Consider the following 17,550-nt stretch of genomic DNA (forward strand, 5'->3'; position numbering starts at 1 on the left):
ATCGCCTAAGACGGAAGACTTGATTATGGCAAAGCACGACTTCACGGACCGCGTCCTGGTGCTGACAGGCGCGACGGGCGGCATCGGCCGGGCCGTGGCCGCCTTGTTCTACGACAGCGGCGCGCGCCTGTATCTGATCGACCGTGACGCGGACGCGCTCGCCGCGCTGGCGCGCGAACTGGGCGCGGACCCGCAACACGCGTCCGCCGATAAAAATGAGCGTGTCCTGTCCCAGGGATTGGGATCCGCGCGCGTGCTGACAGACGCGATGGACGTGTCGTCGGCCGCCGCCGCCGAGACCGCCGCGGCGCGCATCGAAGCCGCCTGGGGCGGTGTCGATTTTCTGGTGCCGGCGGCCGGCATCTATCCCGTGGCTCCGCTAGCCGACATGACCGACGAGCAGTGGCGCCAGACGCTGGCCATCAACCTGGATGGGGTGTTCTACCTTACGCAGCGGCTGCTGCCTTTGCTGCGTCCCGGCAGCGCCATCGTCAACCTGAGTTCGATGGCCGCCCATCGAGGGGCTTTGCACAACGCCCATTACAGTGCGTCCAAGGGCGCCTTGTTGAGCTTCACGCGCAGCATCGCCCGGGAGCTGGGGCCCAACACGCGGGTCAATGCGGTATCTCCAGGGATCATCGAGACCCCCATGGTGGCGGAACTGCTGAAGACGCGGGCGGACGAATCGGTGGCGCAGTCCATGCTCAAACGCCTGGGCCAGGCCAGCGAAGTCGCGGCGGCCATCGCCTTCCTGTGCAGTGACGATGCCAGCTTCATCACGGCGCAGGTGTTGCACGTGAACGGCGGCTTGTACGTGTCATGACAGACGCCGTGAAGAAACCTTCCACCTTTGCCGCCTTGCGCGGCGAACCGCCGATCGCGCGCGCGGCCACCTTGCCTGCCGAAGTCGCCGAGCGCCTGCGGGGCGCCATAGGGCGGCGCGACATCGTCGCCGACGACAACAAGCTGCCTTCGGAAGCGGAACTCGCCCAGGCCTATGGCGTCAGCCGCCCCGTGATTCGCGAGGCCATGTCCCTGCTCAAGGCGGACGGACTTGTCATCGCGCACCAAGGCCGCGGCCAGTACGTCAATCCGGCCGGCAGCAATGTGTTCCGCCTGGAACCCAGCGTGGAAAGCAGCGAAGACCTGCGCGAGCTGTTCGAATTCCTGTTGTCGGTGGAAGTGCCCGCCACCCGTCTGGCCGCCGAGCGCCGCGACCCGCAAGGCCTGCAGGCTATACAACAGGCTTATGCCCGGCTGTACGACGTCACGAATCAAGGCGCGAACGTGTCCGGGGAATCCCCCACGGAGCTGTCTCCAAACGCCGGCGTCGCCACTCTCACGCCGAAACGCGCCAACCAAGCCAACGAAGCCCACGAAGCCAATGACGGCGCCGACGAAGACGGCGAATTCCATCGCGCCATCGTCGCCGCCAGCGGCAATCGCTACTTCATCGCCTTCCTGGATTTCCTGGACTCCCGCGTGCGGCGCATGATACGCCTGGCCCGCAGGAACACGCGGACCCGTTCGGCGGAGTGGGTCTGGCAGGTGCAGCAGGAGCACGAAGCCATCCTGCGCGCCATCCAGGCGGGCGATCCCGATGCCGCCAGTGAAGCGGCCGCCGCGCATTTGAACAATGCCGCCGCGCGGCTGGCCCTGTATCAACAAGACCGCCGCTGAGCGGTCACCGCTATCAGGTCATCAACCAGCCGCCCGCGACGTCCACCACCTGTCCGGTGATGAAGCGCGCCTGGTCCGAGGCCAGGAACAGGCAGGCGTCCGCCACTTCCTCGGGCGTGCCCAGGCGCCGCAGGGCGGTGATCTCCGCCACCGCGTCATTGATCTCGCGCGGCACGCTCTTGAGCAACGGTGTGGCGATACGCCCGGGCGCCAGGCCGTTGACGGTGATGTTGTATTCGCCCAATTCCCCCGCCCAGTGGCGGGTCAGGCCGATCAGCCCGGCCTTGGTGGCCGCATAGTGCCCGGCGACGATGTCGCAATAAGCCTTGCCCGCCACGGACGACATATTGATGATGCGGCCCTGTCGCCGCTGCACCATATGTGGCGTGGTCAGATGCGCCATGTAATACACGCTGTTCAAGTTGACCGCCATCACGGTCTCCCATTCCTTGGGCGGCATTTCCCAGACCTTCAGCGCTCGGCCATCGGTCTTGGGTGAGATTCCTACATTGTTGACCAGGATGTCGGCCCCGCCCAGCGCGGCGCCCAGCTGATCGCAGGCCGCCTGGCAGGCGGAGAAATCCTGCACGTCCGCATTGGCATACAGGACGCGGTGGCCGGCGGCCAGCAATTCTTCTTGCAGCCGCGCGCCCCCTGCGGGGTCGCGGTCGATCAGGCCGACGGCGGCGCCTTCCGCCGCCAGCGCCCGCACGATGGCCGACCCTATGCCACCGATGGCGCCGGTGACATAGGCGGTCTGCCCGGCGAAACGGGCCCCCGGCATGCCGGAACCCGTGGAGATGCCGCCGCCGGCCCCGCTCATTCCTGCACCTTGAAGGCGATCTTGCCGATGTGCTTGCTGCTCTCCATCAGCGTATGCGCCTGCGGGGCTTCCGCCAAGGAGAACACCTTGTGGATCACAGGCAGGCATTTGCCTTGTTCCAGCAAGGGCACCACTTTCTCGGTCAGGCTCTGCGCGATCAGGCCTTTGTCTTCATCGCTGCGCGGCCGCAGGGTCGAGCCCGTGAAGTTCAGGCGCTTGACCATGATGGGCGTGGCATCGATCTGCGCCTTGCTGCCTTCCAGGAAGGCGATCTGCACCAGGCGGCCGTTCACCGCCAGGGACCGGATATTGCGGTTGATGTATTCGCCACCCACCATGTCCAGGATCACATCGACGCCTTGCTTGCCGGTATCGGCCTTCACGACGCTTTCGAAGTCCTGATCCTTGTAGATAATCACGTGGTCGGCGCCCGCTTTGCGGCAGGCCTCGGCCTTTTCTTCGTTGCCCACGGTGGTCCAGACCTCCGCGCCAAAAGCATGCGCCAGCTGGATGGCCGTCAGGCCGATGCCGCTGGAGCCGCCATGCACCAGGAATTTCTCGCCCTTGGTCAGCCGGGCCCGATCGAACACATTGGTCCAGACCGTGAAGTAGTTCTCCGGCACGCAAGCCGCGGCCAGCAGATCCATGCCCTTGGGCACTGGCAGGCAATGTCGTTCATCCGCCAGGGCGTATTCGGCATAGCCGCCGCCAGGCGTCAGGGCGCAGACGCTGTCGCCCACCTTGTGGCGTTTGACGTCCGGTCCGATGGCGACGATGCGCCCCGACACTTCCAGTCCCAGATGGGGGGACGCCCCCGGCGGCGGCGGGTAGGCGCCCGCGCGCTGCAGGCAGTCGGGCCGATTGACCCCCGCGTAAGCCACTTCTATCAGCACCTGGCGCCCGTTGGGCTGTTCCCATTCGCGCTCGGCGAGCACCATGCAGTCGGGCGCGCCGCCCTCGCCATGATCGATGTACTTGAATTTAGACATATTGGATTCCGATTTCAGTGTCCGAGATAAGCCTTCTTGACGTGCGGATCGTTGAGCAGCTCCGCGCCGGTGCCGCTGCGCACGATGGCTCCATTCTCCAGCACATAGCCGCGATCCGCCAATCGCAGCGTCCGAAACACGTTCTGCTCTACCAGCAGCACGGTGACGCCGGCGGCGGTGACCTGGCGGATGACGTCGAACATTTGCTGCACCAGCAGCGGCGAAAGTCCCAGGGAAGGCTCATCGAACATCAATAATTTGGGATCGGCCATCATGCCGCGCGCGATGGCCACCATTTGTTGCTCGCCGCCCGACAGCGATCCCGCGAACTGATTCAGCCGTTCACGCACCCGCGGGAAGATATCCAGCACTTCCGCCATCTTGCGCTGCGCGCCGGCCCGCGCGGCGCGCTTGAACGAGCCCATCAGCAGGTTGTCGCGCACCGTGAAGTGAGGAAACAGCTGGCGGCCCTCCGGGATCATGGTGATGCCGGCATCGACGATGTCGTAGGGGTTGCGGTTGGTCAGGTCCTGTCCCAGGAATTCGACGCGGCCGTCCATGCTGGACATGGCCCCGCACAGGGTCTTCAGGGTGGTGGTCTTGCCGGCCCCGTTGGCGCCGATCAGGGTAACGATCTCGCCGGGATGGACCTCGAAATCCAGGCCGTTGAGGACCTGGGTCTTGCCGTAGCCGGAACGCAGGTTGGAGACTTTAAGCATCTTGATAGTCCTTGCCCAGGTAGGCCTCGATCACGGCCGGATGTTCGACCACCTCGCGCGGGGTGCCGCTGACCAGCACGCCGCCCTCGTTGATGACGATGATGCGGTCGGACAGGGCCATGGTCGCCTGCATCATGTGTTCGATCAGCAGCACGGACACGCCGCTGTCGCGAATGCCGCGGATCATGCGGATGGCTTCCTCGATATCGGTGGGATTGAGACCCGCCATCACTTCGTCCAGCAGCAGGATGCGCGGCCGCGTCGCCAGCGCCCGGGCGATCTCCAGCCGTTTCATACCGCCGACGGTCAGGTTGCGCGCTTCGGTGTTCAAGAATTTGGTCAGATGCGTGCGTTCGGCCACTTCCCGGGCGATGTGTTCGGCCTCGGCGCGGTCGGCGGTGTTGATGAACGCGCCCAGCATGATGTTTTCCAGGACGGACAGGCCGGTGAAGGGCTTGGCGATCTGGAAAGTCCGTCCCAATCCTTTGCGGGCGAACTGGCTGGGCGTGCTGCAATGGACCCAGGCGCCGCCGGCGTCGCGCATGGACACCGTGCCCTGGTCGGGCGACAGAAAACCCGACAGCAGGTTGAACACGGTGGTCTTGCCGGCGCCGTTGGGACCGATGACGCCAAGGATTTCGTGACGGCCCAGCTCCAGCGAGACATCGTTGGTGGCGCGCAGGCCGCCGAAGTTCTTGAACAGGTTCTCCGCCTTGAGCACCGGCGTGGCCTGCGCGCCGCCATCGGCGGGTGTCTCGACCGCGCCGCGCGGGGCAGCCGCGCGCCGGGCGCCCAGATAGGGCAGGCGGTCCAGCAGGCGCTCCACCGCCGGGCCGAAGGCGCCGGCCAGGCCGCGCGGTATGGTCAGCACCACGCCGACCAGGATCAGGCCGTAGATCAGTCCGTGCATGCCGTTGCCGACGCCGCTCAGCCAACCCCGTGCCAGTTCGGCGATGGGCAGCACCAGGAACGTGCCGGCGATGGGCCCGGCGACCGTGCCCAGCCCGCCGATCAAGGCGAACATGGCGATCTGCACCGACAGATCCAGCGAGAACGCCGATCCCGGATCCACGAAGGTGAGATACGTAATGTGGAAAGTGCCGATGATGCTGGTCAACGCGGCCGACAGCACCGCCGCCAATATCTTCATGTTGACGGTGTTGATGCCCACCGCGCGCGCCGCGTCTTCCCGTTCGCGTATGGCGATCAGGTAATGGCCCATGCGCGATTTGCGAATCATCCAGGACGCCCACACCACCACCAGGAACAGGCCGTAGGCGATGATCAGGTAGTTCACCTTTTCGCGGAACACCATCCAGGTCCAGCCGATGTTCAGCGGCAGGCTGATGCCGCTGGAGCCGCCCGTCCAGCTTTCCTCGTGGATGACCAGCAGCCGCACCACTTCCAGGATGGCGATGGTCGACAGCGCGAAGAAGGGGCCCTTCAGGCGCAAGGTGGGATAGCTGATCACCACCGCCACCAGGGCGGAGATCGCCGCGCCCACCAGCATGCCGATCCACGGCGTGATGCCGAAGTTCTGTGTCAGCAGGGTCGCGGTATAGCCGCCTATGCCGTAGAACACCGCATGGCCCAGCGAAAGCTGGCCGGCGTAGCCGCCGACGATGTTCCACGCCACGGACATGGCGGAGAACACGAACAGCAGCACGAACATATTGGTCCAGAACGGCGAACCCAGCACCACGGGCACGACGAACATGGCGATCAGCAGAATCAGGCTGACATAAGCCTTGGGACTACGAAAATCCGGAATCATGTCTCGCTCCTTTTATTCCGTACCGACGCCGAACAGGCCGGTCGGACGCAAGACGAGGATCAGCAGGAAAATGCCGAAATACACCACCTCCTTGAGGTCGGGCGCGATGTAGTAGCCAGCCAGCGTGTCGACCACGCCGATGATCATCGAGCCGGCGACGGCGCCATACAGGCTGCCCATGCCGCCCAGCACGACGATGACGAAGGCGGTCAGCACGAAGTAGGTGCCGACGGTGGGGAACACCGGATACTGCGGCGCCAGCAGGCCCGCGGCGATGCCGACGAAAGCCGTGCCCAGGCCGAAGGCCAGCACGTAGACCGCCTTGACGTTGACCCCCATCAGCATGGCCGCGTAGCGATGCTGGGCGACGGCACGCAGCGCGCGGCCCAGGTAAGTGCGATGCATGAACAGATGCAGCAGCACGGCCAGTACCAGGGCCGCCACGAAGGTGATCAATTGCCCGGTGACCATGGCATAGTTGCCGATCGAGATCGAGTCGGTGCCCAGTTCCACCGGCGCGCGCAGCACGTTGGCGCCGAACACCACCAAAGCCAGGTTCAGCAGGATGGTGGAGATGCCCACCGTGGCGAAGATCTGGATGTGTTCATCGGCATTGAGCAGCGGCTGTATCACCAGCTTCTGGGTCGCCGCGCCCAGCGCGAACAGGATGACCGCCACAGGCACCAGCCCGATGTAGGGATGGATACCGAAATGATTGGCGGCCAGGTACACCAGGTACATGCCCACCATCAGGAATTCCCCGTGCGCGAAGTTCACCACGCGCACCACGCCGAAAATCAAGGTCAGGCCCAGGCTGATGATGGCGTAGGCGCCCCCCAGCAACAGGCCGTTGATGATGAGTTGAATCAGAATATCCATGAAGCAGCCTCGCGTATGGAGAACGCCGCGGACGCCTCCCGCAGGCGTCCGCAACGTTCTTCCGACAACTTGTCTCGGGGTTGCCCGGCGCGCTGCATGGCGCGCCGTGGTCCCGGCCCGCGTTTATTTATTGAAGATGGGCTTGCCGAGGGCGAGGTTGTCAGGCGAGATGGTGACCAGCTTGCCGTCCTGCCACTGCATCACATAGAACGTGGAGGCTTTGTTCTGGCCGTCTTCGCCGAACTCGAAGCCCCAGCCGTTGGCCGATTGGCCGGCGGGCTTCTTGTAGGCAAGCACGGCCGCGCGGATCTTGTCCTTGTCGGTCGATTTGGCATTGGCGATGGCTTCGAAGAAGACCTTGGCGCCCACATAGTTGGTCAGGCTGTGGCCCGATTGCGGGTCGCTCTTGTAGGTGGACTTGTAGGCCTGCAGGAACTTGTCCAGGCCGGGCGCGCCGGCCGGGTTGATGGAGGACTGCGGGAAGTCGAGGTCGAACACGCCGTTCATCCCCGCGCCCACGGCCTTGGCGGTGTCGGCCAGCGAATAGCCGCCGCCGGCGCCGATCACGACCTTGGGCTTGAAGGCGGCGGACTTGGCCTGGTTGAAATACAGGATGGCGTCGTTCTGGTAGGCCGTTTGCAGCACCACGTTCACGCCGGCGCCTTTCAGGCGCAGGATCAGCGACGACAGGTCCACGGTCTTGGCCGAGTAGGGCAGCACCTCGGCGACGGTGTAGCCCAGTTCCGCGGCGCGCTGCTTCTCGGTGGCGGCCACGTCGGTGCCGTAGGGGCCGTCCTCGTGGATGATGCCGATCTTGATGTCCTTGGGGCTCAAGCCCATGCCCGGCGCGACGATGTCGTGCAAGGCATTGACCACCGACACGCCATACAGCGCGGTGTTGGGGTTGCTGCGGAACAGGTACTTGTAGCCGCGCGTCGTGATCTTGTGCGCGGTGGCGCCCAGTTCGAAGTAGGGCACGCCGGCCAGCTCGGTTACCGGCGACGCGGCATAGGAAATCCCGGAGGCATAGCTGCCGAACACGCCGACCACGTTGGCGGAGATCAAGCGCTTGGTTTCCGACACGGCCTGGTTGGGATCGACGGCGTCGGCCTTGACGAGCTCGATCTTCTCGCCGTTGATGCCGCCGGCGGCATTGATTTCATTGACGGCCAGTTCCAGCCCGCGGAAGCTCTCCTGACCCAGCAGGGCCAGGGCGCCGCTGAAGGGGAAGAGGGCGCCAACCTTCATGTCGGCTTGTGCCGCCGCGCTGGCGAGTATGCCGCAAACGCCTAGTGCCAGGGCGATTTTCCTGATCTTGAACATGTCTCACTCCTTGTTGGTAGTCTGATCGCGAAGCCTTGCCGCTTGCGCGGCCCCTGCGTTTCCACTGTGGGAATTCTTCGGGTGTCCGTCTGGTTTTCCTGCCTGGCGCTGGCCTGTGGAAGGCCATCATTGTGGCGTCGGATGGTACATAATATATGATATATTTTCTGAAAACGCACACCAGCAGGTGATTTATTCTAGAGGGCGACCCGTGCGCGTGCATGGGGGATTTCCCCAAGAGTGCGACCCAGGAGACTAAGCATATGTTCGAGGATTGCAGTTTGCATGGCCGCAAAGTGTTGATCACGGCCGGCGCCGATGGTTTGGGATTGGAGATGACGCGCCTGTTCCACGCCGCCGGCGCTTCTTTATTGGTCTGCGACATCAACGCGGCACGGTTGGAGGATTTGCGGCGTGATCTGCCGGGCGTGGCCACCAAGGTCGCCGATGTGTCGGATGAGGCCAGCGTCGCCCAGTTGTTCGAGCAGGTCGGCACGACCTTGGGCGGCCTGGACATCCTGATCAACAACGCCGGCGTGGCCGGGCCCACGGGTTTTGTGCAAGATCTGTCCAAGACGGATTGGGACCGCACCCTGGCGGTGAACATCACGGGCCAGTTCCTGTGCGCGCGCCTGGCGGTGCCGCTGCTGAAGACGTCGTCCGCCGGAGTGATGATCAATCTGTCTTCGGCCGCGGGCCATCTGGGCTTCGCCGGACGGTCGGCCTACTCGGCGTCGAAGTGGGCGGTGGTGGGCTTCACCAAATCGCTGGCGATCGAGCTGGGGCCTTTCGGCGTCCGGGTCAACGCCATCCTGCCTGGAGCGGTGGAAGGCCCCCGCATCCGCGCGGTGATCGACGCGAAGGCAAAGACGCTGGGTCAACCGGTGGCGGACATCGCCAGTCAATACGAGAACCAGGCGGTGCTGGGACGCATGGTCACGGCCCGAGACATCGCCAATATGGTGTTGTTCAACGCCAGTGACGCGGCCCGCAGCGTGACGGGGCAGGCCATCGTCATTGACGGCCTTACCCAAAAACTCTACTGAAGCAGAGGTTGCCGTCATGGGTATTGCCGCCATCATCGGCACCGGCCTGATCGGACAGGGCTGGGCCATTGTGTTCGCGCGCGCCGGCTGGTCGGTGCGCATGTACGACAGCGATTCCGCCAAGGCCGCGGAAGCGCGCACCCTGGTCGCGCAGCAGCTGCGGACCTTGCACGACCATGGTCTTGCGGGGGAGCCGGATACCATCCTGGCGCGGGTGGCCGTGTCCGCAACGCTGGAAGACGCCCTGGCGGGTGTCGACTACGTGCAGGAGAACTCACCCGAGGACCTGACCATCAAACAGGCGCTGTTCGCGCGCCTGGACGCGCTGACGCCGGCGCACGCCATCCTGGCCAGCTCCACGTCCAGCATCCGCGCCAGCCTGTTCTCAAAGGATGTGCCCGGGCAGGCACGCTGCCTGGTCGCCCATCCGGTCAATCCGCCGTATCTGATCCCGGTGGTGGAACTGAGCGGCGCGCCCTGGACCTCCCCGGAAGTCATCGAGCGTTGCGGCGCCATCATGCGGGAAGTGGGGCAGAAGCCCGTGGTGTTGCGGCGCGAGATCGAAGGCTTCATCCTCAATCGCCTGCAAGGCGCGCTGCTGCAGGAGGCCTTGCGCCTGGCCGAAGCAGGCTATGCCAGCGCCGAAGATATCGACACGACGGTAAAGGATGGCCTGGGCCTGCGCTGGTCCTTCATGGGGCCTTTCGAAACCATAGATTTGAACGCGCCCGGCGGAATCGCGGATTACTGCGCCCGCTACAACGGCATGTACCGGTCCATCGGCGCCACCCAGACCAGCGAGCCCGCCTGGCAAGGGCCGGCGGTACAGGACCTGGAGGCCCAACGCCGCGCACTGCTGCCGACGGACGGCCTGCATGCGCGCCGTTTCTGGCGCGACGAGCGTTTGATGCAGTTGCTGCGGCACAAGCAGCAGGCGGAACCCGACGAGTCCGGCACGTAAGCAAGGCGCGCGGTCAACCGGCCGCGCTGCCCCCAAGATCCACCACGGAGAGACATATGGCCACCAAAAGAAAAGTCGTCATCACTTGCGCTGTCACCGGCGCCATCCACACGCCCAGCATGTCGCCGCACCTGCCCGTGACGGCCGACCAGATTGCGGAGGCCGCCATCGGCGCGGCCCGTGCCGGCGCCGCCATCCTGCATCTGCATGCGCGCGATCCCGAGACGGGCAAGCCGTCGCAGGATCCGGCGCTGTTCGAGCCCTTTCTGAAGCGCATCAAGGCCGAGACCGATGCCGTCATCAACATCACCACGGGCGGCAGTCCCCACATGACGGTGGCCGAGCGCATGCGGCCGGCGTCGACGTTCAAGCCGGAAGTGGCATCGCTGAATATGGGATCGATGAATTTCGGCCTGTTCCCCATGCTCAACCGCTTCAAGGAATTCGAGCATGAGTGGGAACGTGAGCATCTGGAAAACAGCCGGTCGCTGATCTTCCGCAACACCTATCAGGACATCGAGGACATCCTGACCATCGGCAATGCCAACGGCACGCGCTTCGAATTCGAGTGCTACGACATCAGCCACCTGTACAACCTCAAGCATTTCATGGACCGCGGGTTGATCCAGTCGCCCCCCTTCATCCAGTCGGTGTTCGGCATCCTGGGCGGTATCGGCCCGGACCCGGAAGACCTGATGCATATGCGCCGCACGGCAGATCGCCTGTTCGGTGTGGGCGGCTATGAATGGTCCATCCTCGGCGCCGGCCGCGCGCAGATTCAGCTGGCGACCATGGGCGCCGCGATGGGCTCCAACGTGCGGGTGGGTCTGGAAGATTCCCTGTGGATCGGGCCAGGGGAGTTGGCGCAGTCCAACCGTGTACAGGTGGAGCGCATACGCACCGTCATCGAAGCGCTCAACCTGGACGTGGCCACGCCCGACGAGGCGCGCCAGAAATTGGGATTGAAGGGCGGGAACAACGTCGCGTTCTAAGCGACGTCGTGTTCCAGGTTCAGCCGGCGCGGCGTTTCAATGCGCCGGCCAGCTCCGCCACGGTCAGCACGTGGTCGAAGTTGGCGGCGTGGCGGGCCTTGAGGGTCAGTTCGGCGGCGGTGTTCAGCTGTTCGTCGTCGATGCCTTCGGCGCCCAGCTCGCGCAAGGTCGTGGGCAAGCCGGTGGCGGCGTACCAATCTTCGAGGCCGGCCAGCACCTGGTCGTCGCGCCGTTCCAGTTCCAATTGAACCAGCAGTCCCAACGCCACCTGTAGACCATGCAAGGCATGACCCACGCCCGCGATGCGCGGCAAGCCGCGGGTCAGCGCGTGGGCGATGGACAGGCCGCCGCTTTCGAAACCCAGGCCACTCATCAGGATCATGGCCTCGACCGCGCGTTCGAAGGCCGGTGTAGGCTTGCCGCTGCCGGCCGTCGCCAGCGCATCGGCGCCATCAGCGAGCAAGGTGCGGTAGCAGCCGTCGGCAATCAGTTGCGCCGTCAGCGTGGACGCGCCGTTATACATATTGGGACCGCCGGCCGCGTGGCATTGCGCGGCCTCGAATTTCTTCGAGATGGCGTCGCCCAGGCCGGCACGGAAAAAGTGCGCGGGCGCGGTGGCGACCAAGGTGGTGTCGACCAGCACCATGGTCGGGTTGAACAGCATATGTTCCACCGCCACCAGATTGTGGTGCTCGTCATACAGGACGTAGTTCTTGCTGGTGGGCGCGTCGTTGGACGCCACGGTCGGCACGGTGACCAGATGGCAGTGCAGGGCACGCGCCACCGCCTTGCCCGAATCCAGCGCCTTGCCGCCACCCACCGCCACCACGGCGCGGGCGGGGGTCGCCGCGGCGCGACGGCACAGATCCTGGATGGAAGCGGGGGTCATTTCCCCTTCGACCGGCAGGACGTGGGTGCTGACGCCGCTGGCTTCGCACAAGGCGCGCAGACGGTCACCGTGGACGTCAAGGACGTAGCGGTCGATGACCAGTGCGGCTTGCGGCCCGAACAGGGCCATCGTTTCGCCCAGGCGCGCGACGGCATCCGGCCCCTGGATGTAGCGGCTGGGGCCGCCGAATATTTTCAGCATGATGTCTCCTCTTTTTTATATGGCTCAGCCGCGTGTCTTCGACGGAGCCTCCTGCTCGGCGTCCTGTTCCTTCTCTTTTTCTATCAGCCAGTCGATCATGATCTTGCCGCCCCAGGCGATGTCGTCCTGCAAGGCGTGCCGCGCGGCTTCGGCGTCGCGGGCCTTCAAGGCGGCGATGACGGCCTCGTGCCGGTGCTGGTCTTGCGAGTAGTCCAGCACGGCGGTTTTCACATGAAAGATCTTCAGGATGGGGCCCGTGATGACCCAGAACGATTCCACCGTATTGCGCAGCACCGGCATGCGGCTCGCTTCAAGAATCGCGAAGTGGAACTTGCGATTCAGGAAGCTGGCGCGCTTGGGATCGGAAGCGGTGCAACTGATGAACTGCGCTTGCAGGGCCACCAGGTTGTCGAGCTGCTTGGGCGTGATCTGGCGCGCGGCTTCGGCCGCGCCCATGCCTTCCAGGTGGACGCGGATCTGCTGGATTTCGCTGAGCTTGGCGGAGTTGACGTAAGGCACGTAGACGGCCGTGGCCGCCTGCATTTCCAGGCCTTGTTCACTGATCAGGCGAAAGATGGCTTCGCGCACCGGGGTGATGGACACGCCCAGAGCTTGCGCGAGTTCGCCGATGATCAGGCGTTCGCCCGGCTCGTATTGCCCGTTGATCAGGGCTTCGCGGATTTCGTTGTAGACCCGGACCGAAAGGTTTTCTTTCTTGACCGGTTTCAGGTTGACCATGTTGCGCGTCGAAAAAAGGAGAGGGGAAATTTTAGCCTGCGATGCACTTTTTTCGGATGAGTCGCTATATTATATATCATATATTCTAAAACCAACGAGGAGACAGACCATGTCCGGAGCGCCTTCAATGTCCGCGCAGTCCGCCGCCCGTGCCGATGCGCACCTTTCAAACGGGACCTCCGCCCTGACGCCGGAACAGCTGGCGCGCTTGCGGGAAAAGGCCCGCTTCATCCGGCTGGAAACGCTGCGTCTGATAGAGATCGCCAAGATCGGCCATTACAGCTCGGTGTTTTCCTGCGCCGAGATCTTTGCCGCGCTCTATTACGACGTCATGCGCCTGCGTGACGGCGAACCGGCCTGGGCCGGCCGCGACCGCTTTCTGATGGGCAAGGGCCATGCGGCCGTGGGCCTGTTTCCAGTGCTGGCGGACCACGGCTTCTTCGACAAGTCCTTGCTGGATGGCTATACGCGGCTGGGCAGTCCGCTGGGCGATCATCCGGACATGACCAAGGTGCCCGGCGTGGACTTCAGCTCCGGGTCGATCGGCCACGCCTTGTCCAACGGCGCCGGCATGGCGCTGGGCGGCCGGCTGGCGGGCGGTGACTTCAACGTCTTCGTGATGCTGGGCGATGGCGAGATGCAGGAAGGGCAGGTGTGGGAAGCCGCGCTGTTCGCCGCCCATCATCGCCTGGGCCGCCTGGTGGCCATCGTCGACCGGAATGGCTATCAGCTCGACGGCAAGGTGGACGACGTGATCGGCGTTGAGTCGCTCAAGGACAAATGGAGCAGCTTCGGCTGGCAGGTACACGAGGTCGATGGCCATGACCTGGCGGCGTTGACCCCTTTGCTGCGCCAGCTGAAGGCGGACACGGCGCGTACGCAGCCGGCCTGCGTGATCGCGCGTACGGTCAAGGGCAAGGGTGTGTCCTATATGGAGACGGAGCCCGGATGGCATCTGGGCTATCTGGCGCCTGACGATGCACAGCGGGCGCGCGAAGAAATCATGGCGCGGGAGATCTGACGAGATGGCACAGCAAATATTGAATGCGCAAACGGTGGCAAACCCCGCGGCAGTCTCCGCGGCCACCCCCGCCGCCACCCTGGAATCGCCGGACTCCTGGCAGTATCGCGCGCTGAACGCGCTCAATCCCGGCTTGTCCTATTTGTCGGACGCGCTTATCGAGCTGACGCGCGCCGGCCATCCCGTCATCGCGGGCGCCGCGGACCTGCAGTATTCGAATGGTCTGAACCGCTACGCCCAGGAATATCCCGATCGTTATATCCAGTTCGGCATCTCGGAGCAGAACATGGTGTCGGCCGCGGCCGGCCTGGCGACCACGGGGCATATGCCCTTCGTCGCGACCTTCGCTTCCTTCCTGGGGCTGCTGTGCTGCGAGCAGATCCGCATGGACGTGGCCTACACCAAGCTGCCCGTGCGCTTGATCGGGCATCACACCGGCATCAGCCTGGGCTTCTACGGCACGTCGCATCACGCCACCGAAGACATCTCGACCATGCGCGCCATCGCGGGCTTGACGGTGGTGTCGCCGGCTGATGGTCCGCAACTGGCGGCAGCCATCAAGGCATCCGTCGATTGGCCCGAGCCCATTTATTTCCGTATCGGCCGCGGCCGCGAACCGCAGGTCTATGAAGATGGCCAGCCTTTCACCTTCGGCCAGGCCATCGTGCATGCCGAGGGCAAGGACCTGACCTTGATCGCCTGCGGCATCGGCGTGCGCGCCGCGCTGGATGCCGCTCAGGCCTTGCGCGCGGAAGGCCATTCGGTGGGCGTCATCGACATGGCCACCATCAAGCCGCTGGACCGCGCGGCCGTCCTGCGCGCGGCTGCCGACTGCCGCTTGATGATCACGGTCGAGGAACACAATGTGCTGGGCGGCCTGGGCTCGGCGGTCGCCGAGGTGCTGGCCGACGAAGGCCTGGGCGTGCGTTTGTACCGCCACGGCATTCAGGACGAGTACAGCCTGATCGCGCCGCCCACCACCCTGTACGCGCACTATCGCCTGGACGCCGAGGGCGTGGCCCAGGTGGCCCGCGAACAACTCTCCAAGGGGAAGCAAGGATGAAGATCATTACCGGTGAAACGCGGGTGTACGGCATTCTGGCCGATCCCATCCACCACGTGCAGACCCCGCAGCGCATGAACGAGCACTTCGCGGCCTTGGGCCACGACGGCGTGCTGGTGCCGCTGCATGCCACCGCGGATACCCTGGCCCAGGTGCTGCAAGGTCTGCGCGGCTTGCGCAACCTGGGCGGCGTCATCGTCACGGTGCCGCACAAGACCGCCATCGTCGGGCTGTGCGACGAGGTCTCCGACAGCGCGCGCCTGATCGGCGCCGCCAACGTGGTCCGGTTTGAAGCCGACGGCCGCCTGGTGGGCCATATGCTGGACGGCGAAGGCTTTGTCGGTGGTCTGCGCGCCAACGGCATCGAGCCGCGCTCGCGTACCGCCTACCTGGCCGGCGCGGGCGGCGCGGCCAATGCCATCGCGTTCGCGCTGGTGCAGGCCGGCGTGGCGCGCCTGACCATCGCCAATCGCACCCGTGCCAAGGCCGATGATTTGAAGCAGCGGCTGGCGCAGCTGGATCCGGCCGCCGAGGTGGTGGTGGGCACGCCCGATCCGTCCGGCCATGACCTGGTGGTCAACGCGACCTCGCTGGGTCTGCGCGAGGGCGATGCCTTGCCGCTGGACACGGCAAGGCTGACATCCGATCAGCTGGTCTGCGAAGTCATCATGCAGCCGCGCGACACGGCGCTGCTGCGCGCGGCCCAGCAGCGCGGTTGCCGCATCCACTACGGCGCGCCCATGCTGGCGGCTCAGATCGCATTGATGGCACGCTTCCTGGGCGTGGGCGACACTGCCGCGACGGCCCTGGCTTGAGGAACACGCCATGGCGGATTTTGACTTCATCATCGCGGGGGGCGGGACGGCCGGCTGCATCCTGGCCAATCGCCTGACTGCCGATGGCCGGCATCGGGTGCTGTTGATCGAAGCGGGCGAGGACGCGGCCAGCATGTGGGTCGGCATTCCTGCCGGCTTCAGCAAGCTGCTGGTGGACCCGCGCTTCAACTGGCGCTTCGCCACCGAGCCGGAGGACAACACCCAGGGCCGCGTGATCTCCGTGCCGCGCGGCAAGGGTTTGGGCGGGTCGACCTTGATCAATGGCGGCATCTACGTGCGCGGCCAGCGGCAGGACTACGATGCCTGGGCCGCGGCGGGGGCCACCGGCTGGACGTTTGCCGACGTGGAGCCTTATTTCCGCCGGCTTGAGCGCTATGCCCAAGGCGGCGCCGAGCGCGGCAAGGAGGGGCCCATGTACCTGACGCAGGTGCGTGAGCGCTTTCCCATCGCCGACGCCTTCATCGCCGCGGCGCGCGAAGACGGGCAGCGCGTCAACGAGGACTATAACGGCGCCAGCCAGGAAGGCTTCGGCTACTACCAGGTGCTGCAGAAGGAAGGGCGCCGTTGGAGCGCGGCCGACGGCTATCTGAAACCGGCGCGCGGCCGGGCCAACCTGCGCGTCGAGTCCGATGCGCGCGTGCTGCGGCTCGTGTTCGAGGGCAAGCGCTGTGTCGGCGTGGTGTATCGCCAACGCGGCCAGGACATCACCGTGCGTGCGGGCCGCGAGGTGCTGCTCTGCATGGGGGCGGTGCAATCGCCGCAGATGCTGGAGGTGTCCGGCGTGGGCGATCCGCAACGCCTGCAGGCGCTGGGCATTCCGCTGGTGCACGCGGCGCCGCAAGTGGGCGAGAACTACATCGATCACTACGCCACGCGGATGAACTGGCGGGTCAAGGGCACGGTGACCTTGAACGAGATGTCGCGCGGCTGGCGCCTGGCGCGGCAGGTGGGCCTGTATTACGCGGCGCGGCGCGGCATCCTTACCTTGGGAACCGGGCTGGTGCATGGCTTCATCAAGTCGCGGCCGGAGCTGGAACAGCCGGACGTGCAGTATTTCTTCGTCCACGCCAGCTATGCCAACGCGGCCGAACGCATTCTGGACCGGCACCCGGGCATGACCCTGGGCGTGGCCCAGCTGCGGCCGGAGTCGATCGGCAGCATTCATGCCAAGACGCCGGATCCCGCCGATGCGCCGGCCATCCGGCCCAACTTCCTGGCGGCCCAGGTCGACCGCGACGCCCTGGTGCATGGCATGGAGGTGGCGCGCCGTATCGTCGGCCAGCCCGCGCTGGCGCCGTATATCGAGGCCGAGACCAGCCCCGGCGGGCAGGTGCGCGGCTACGACGATTGGCTGGACTTCGCGCGGCGCAACGGGCAGACCATCTATCACCCCATCGGTACATGCCGCATGGGCGCGGACGACGCGGCAGTGACCGACCCAAGCCTGCGCGTGCGTGGGGTGGAGGGGTTGCGCGTGGTCGATGCGTCGGTGATGCCCAGGATGGTGTCGGGCAACACCCAGGCCGCGGTGATGATGGTGGCGGAGAAGGCGGCTGACATGATCCTGGAAGGATAGTCGCTCCAGTAGCAGGGGAGCGGTTGCGCACTTTGATTCG

At 65.2% G+C, this 17,550-nt stretch carries 17 protein-coding genes; 9 read left to right on the plus strand and 8 right to left on the minus strand.

Features of this window, described 5'->3' with window-relative positions:
• The first annotated feature begins 25 nt into the window (after positions 1 to 25).
• Both ASB57_RS05430 and ASB57_RS05435 read left to right on the plus strand, forming a co-directional pair.
• Complete coding sequence (locus ASB57_RS05430) at positions 26 to 823, plus strand: SDR family NAD(P)-dependent oxidoreductase (RefSeq protein ID WP_057651218.1); 798 nt, start codon at positions 26 to 28, stop codon at positions 821 to 823.
• An 8-nt stretch (positions 824 to 831) separates the two neighbouring features.
• Positions 832 to 1,680: a FadR/GntR family transcriptional regulator gene (locus tag ASB57_RS05435; protein WP_197424967.1), complete on the plus strand. Its 849-nt coding sequence runs from the start codon at positions 832 to 834 to the stop codon at positions 1,678 to 1,680.
• Positions 1,681 to 1,693: 13 nt separating this feature from the next.
• Here the strand turns inward: ASB57_RS05435 and ASB57_RS05440 are convergent, their stop codons facing one another.
• The 6 genes from ASB57_RS05440 to ASB57_RS05465 form a co-directional block, all read right to left on the minus strand.
• Complete coding sequence (locus ASB57_RS05440) at positions 1,694 to 2,503, minus strand: SDR family oxidoreductase (protein WP_369822799.1); 810 nt, start codon at positions 2,501 to 2,503, stop codon at positions 1,694 to 1,696.
• Entirely contained in the window at positions 2,500 to 3,492 is a 993-nt protein-coding gene (locus ASB57_RS05445) for an NAD(P)H-quinone oxidoreductase (protein WP_057651222.1), read from the minus strand. The genes ASB57_RS05440 and ASB57_RS05445 overlap by 4 nt, the downstream gene beginning before the upstream one ends.
• 14 nt (positions 3,493 to 3,506) lie before the next feature.
• Positions 3,507 to 4,211 (minus strand): ABC transporter ATP-binding protein, encoded by a 705-nt coding sequence (locus ASB57_RS05450; protein WP_057651224.1) that lies wholly within the window; start codon positions 4,209 to 4,211, stop codon positions 3,507 to 3,509.
• On the minus strand, positions 4,204 to 5,985 hold the full coding sequence (locus ASB57_RS05455) for an ATP-binding cassette domain-containing protein (RefSeq protein WP_057651226.1): 1,782 nt from the start codon (positions 5,983 to 5,985) through the stop codon (positions 4,204 to 4,206). Before ASB57_RS05455 ends, ASB57_RS05450 begins: the two co-directional genes overlap by 8 nt.
• A 12-nt stretch (positions 5,986 to 5,997) precedes the next feature.
• Entirely contained in the window at positions 5,998 to 6,864 is an 867-nt protein-coding gene (locus ASB57_RS05460) for a branched-chain amino acid ABC transporter permease (RefSeq protein ID WP_057651228.1), read from the minus strand.
• A 123-nt stretch (positions 6,865 to 6,987) separates the two neighbouring features.
• Positions 6,988 to 8,187 (minus strand): ABC transporter substrate-binding protein, encoded by a 1,200-nt coding sequence (locus ASB57_RS05465; protein ID WP_057651229.1) that lies wholly within the window; start codon positions 8,185 to 8,187, stop codon positions 6,988 to 6,990.
• A gap of 263 nt (positions 8,188 to 8,450) precedes the next feature.
• Between ASB57_RS05465 and ASB57_RS05470 the strand changes: the two genes are divergently transcribed.
• Genes ASB57_RS05470 through ASB57_RS05480 form a run of 3 tightly spaced genes read left to right on the plus strand, consistent with a single transcriptional unit; the run spans position 8,451 to position 11,186 of the window.
• On the plus strand, positions 8,451 to 9,233 hold the full coding sequence (locus ASB57_RS05470) for an SDR family oxidoreductase (RefSeq protein ID WP_057651231.1): 783 nt from the start codon (positions 8,451 to 8,453) through the stop codon (positions 9,231 to 9,233).
• 16 nt (positions 9,234 to 9,249) lie between these two features.
• Positions 9,250 to 10,194, plus strand: coding sequence for a 3-hydroxyacyl-CoA dehydrogenase (locus ASB57_RS05475; protein ID WP_057651232.1), 945 nt, complete (start codon positions 9,250 to 9,252; stop codon positions 10,192 to 10,194).
• Positions 10,195 to 10,250: 56 nt separating this feature from the next.
• Positions 10,251 to 11,186, plus strand: coding sequence for a 3-keto-5-aminohexanoate cleavage protein (locus tag ASB57_RS05480; protein WP_057651235.1), 936 nt, complete (start codon positions 10,251 to 10,253; stop codon positions 11,184 to 11,186).
• Between the two features lie 19 nt (positions 11,187 to 11,205).
• Here the strand turns inward: ASB57_RS05480 and ASB57_RS05485 are convergent, their stop codons facing one another.
• Together ASB57_RS05485 and ASB57_RS05490 are read right to left on the minus strand one after the other, a co-directional pair.
• On the minus strand, positions 11,206 to 12,276 hold the full coding sequence (locus ASB57_RS05485; protein WP_057651237.1) for a glycerol dehydrogenase: 1,071 nt from the start codon (positions 12,274 to 12,276) through the stop codon (positions 11,206 to 11,208).
• Between the two features lie 24 nt (positions 12,277 to 12,300).
• Complete coding sequence (locus ASB57_RS05490) at positions 12,301 to 13,014, minus strand: GntR family transcriptional regulator (protein ID WP_057651239.1); 714 nt, start codon at positions 13,012 to 13,014, stop codon at positions 12,301 to 12,303.
• 127 nt (positions 13,015 to 13,141) lie between these two features.
• Here ASB57_RS05490 and ASB57_RS05495 point away from each other — a divergent pair, with 127 nt between their 5' ends.
• Genes ASB57_RS05495 through ASB57_RS05510 form a run of 4 tightly spaced genes read left to right on the plus strand, consistent with a single transcriptional unit; the run spans position 13,142 to position 17,510 of the window.
• Positions 13,142 to 14,035: a transketolase gene (locus ASB57_RS05495; protein WP_057651242.1), complete on the plus strand. Its 894-nt coding sequence runs from the start codon at positions 13,142 to 13,144 to the stop codon at positions 14,033 to 14,035.
• Positions 14,036 to 14,039: 4 nt separating this feature from the next.
• On the plus strand, positions 14,040 to 15,098 hold the full coding sequence (locus ASB57_RS05500) for a transketolase family protein (RefSeq protein WP_082621390.1): 1,059 nt from the start codon (positions 14,040 to 14,042) through the stop codon (positions 15,096 to 15,098).
• Complete coding sequence (locus tag ASB57_RS05505) at positions 15,095 to 15,913, plus strand: shikimate dehydrogenase (protein WP_057651244.1); 819 nt, start codon at positions 15,095 to 15,097, stop codon at positions 15,911 to 15,913. The genes ASB57_RS05500 and ASB57_RS05505 overlap by 4 nt, the downstream gene beginning before the upstream one ends.
• A gap of 10 nt (positions 15,914 to 15,923) precedes the next feature.
• On the plus strand, positions 15,924 to 17,510 hold the full coding sequence (locus ASB57_RS05510; protein ID WP_057651246.1) for a GMC family oxidoreductase: 1,587 nt from the start codon (positions 15,924 to 15,926) through the stop codon (positions 17,508 to 17,510).
• Positions 17,511 to 17,550 lie beyond the last annotated feature (40 nt).

It is taken from the genome of Bordetella sp. N (assembly GCF_001433395.1).
Lineage (GTDB): Bacteria > Pseudomonadota > Gammaproteobacteria > Burkholderiales > Burkholderiaceae_B > Bordetella_C.

Excerpts from the sequence above, each read along its gene's own strand:
- ASB57_RS05470 (WP_057651231.1), top strand. The coding sequence starts at position 8,451 with ATGTTCGAGGATTGCAGTTTGCATGGCCGCAAAGTGTTGATCACGGCC.
- ASB57_RS05430 (WP_057651218.1), top strand. The coding sequence starts at position 26 with ATGGCAAAGCACGACTTCACGGACCGCGTCCTGGTGCTGACAGGCGCG.
- ASB57_RS05485 (WP_057651237.1), bottom strand. The coding sequence starts at position 12,276 with ATGCTGAAAATATTCGGCGGCCCCAGCCGCTACATCCAGGGGCCGGAT.
- ASB57_RS05490 (WP_057651239.1), bottom strand. The coding sequence starts at position 13,014 with ATGGTCAACCTGAAACCGGTCAAGAAAGAAAACCTTTCGGTCCGGGTC.
- ASB57_RS05440 (WP_369822799.1), bottom strand. The coding sequence starts at position 2,503 with ATGAGCGGGGCCGGCGGCGGCATCTCCACGGGTTCCGGCATGCCGGGG.
- ASB57_RS05510 (WP_057651246.1), top strand. The coding sequence starts at position 15,924 with ATGGCGGATTTTGACTTCATCATCGCGGGGGGCGGGACGGCCGGCTGC.
- ASB57_RS05480 (WP_057651235.1), top strand. The coding sequence starts at position 10,251 with ATGGCCACCAAAAGAAAAGTCGTCATCACTTGCGCTGTCACCGGCGCC.
- ASB57_RS05475 (WP_057651232.1), top strand. The coding sequence starts at position 9,250 with ATGGGTATTGCCGCCATCATCGGCACCGGCCTGATCGGACAGGGCTGG.
- ASB57_RS05465 (WP_057651229.1), bottom strand. The coding sequence starts at position 8,187 with ATGTTCAAGATCAGGAAAATCGCCCTGGCACTAGGCGTTTGCGGCATA.
- ASB57_RS05450 (WP_057651224.1), bottom strand. The coding sequence starts at position 4,211 with ATGCTTAAAGTCTCCAACCTGCGTTCCGGCTACGGCAAGACCCAGGTC.
- ASB57_RS05445 (WP_057651222.1), bottom strand. The coding sequence starts at position 3,492 with ATGTCTAAATTCAAGTACATCGATCATGGCGAGGGCGGCGCGCCCGAC.
- ASB57_RS05500 (WP_082621390.1), top strand. The coding sequence starts at position 14,040 with ATGGCACAGCAAATATTGAATGCGCAAACGGTGGCAAACCCCGCGGCA.
- ASB57_RS05455 (WP_057651226.1), bottom strand. The coding sequence starts at position 5,985 with ATGATTCCGGATTTTCGTAGTCCCAAGGCTTATGTCAGCCTGATTCTG.
- ASB57_RS05495 (WP_057651242.1), top strand. The coding sequence starts at position 13,142 with ATGTCCGCGCAGTCCGCCGCCCGTGCCGATGCGCACCTTTCAAACGGG.
- ASB57_RS05460 (WP_057651228.1), bottom strand. The coding sequence starts at position 6,864 with ATGGATATTCTGATTCAACTCATCATCAACGGCCTGTTGCTGGGGGGC.
- ASB57_RS05505 (WP_057651244.1), top strand. The coding sequence starts at position 15,095 with ATGAAGATCATTACCGGTGAAACGCGGGTGTACGGCATTCTGGCCGAT.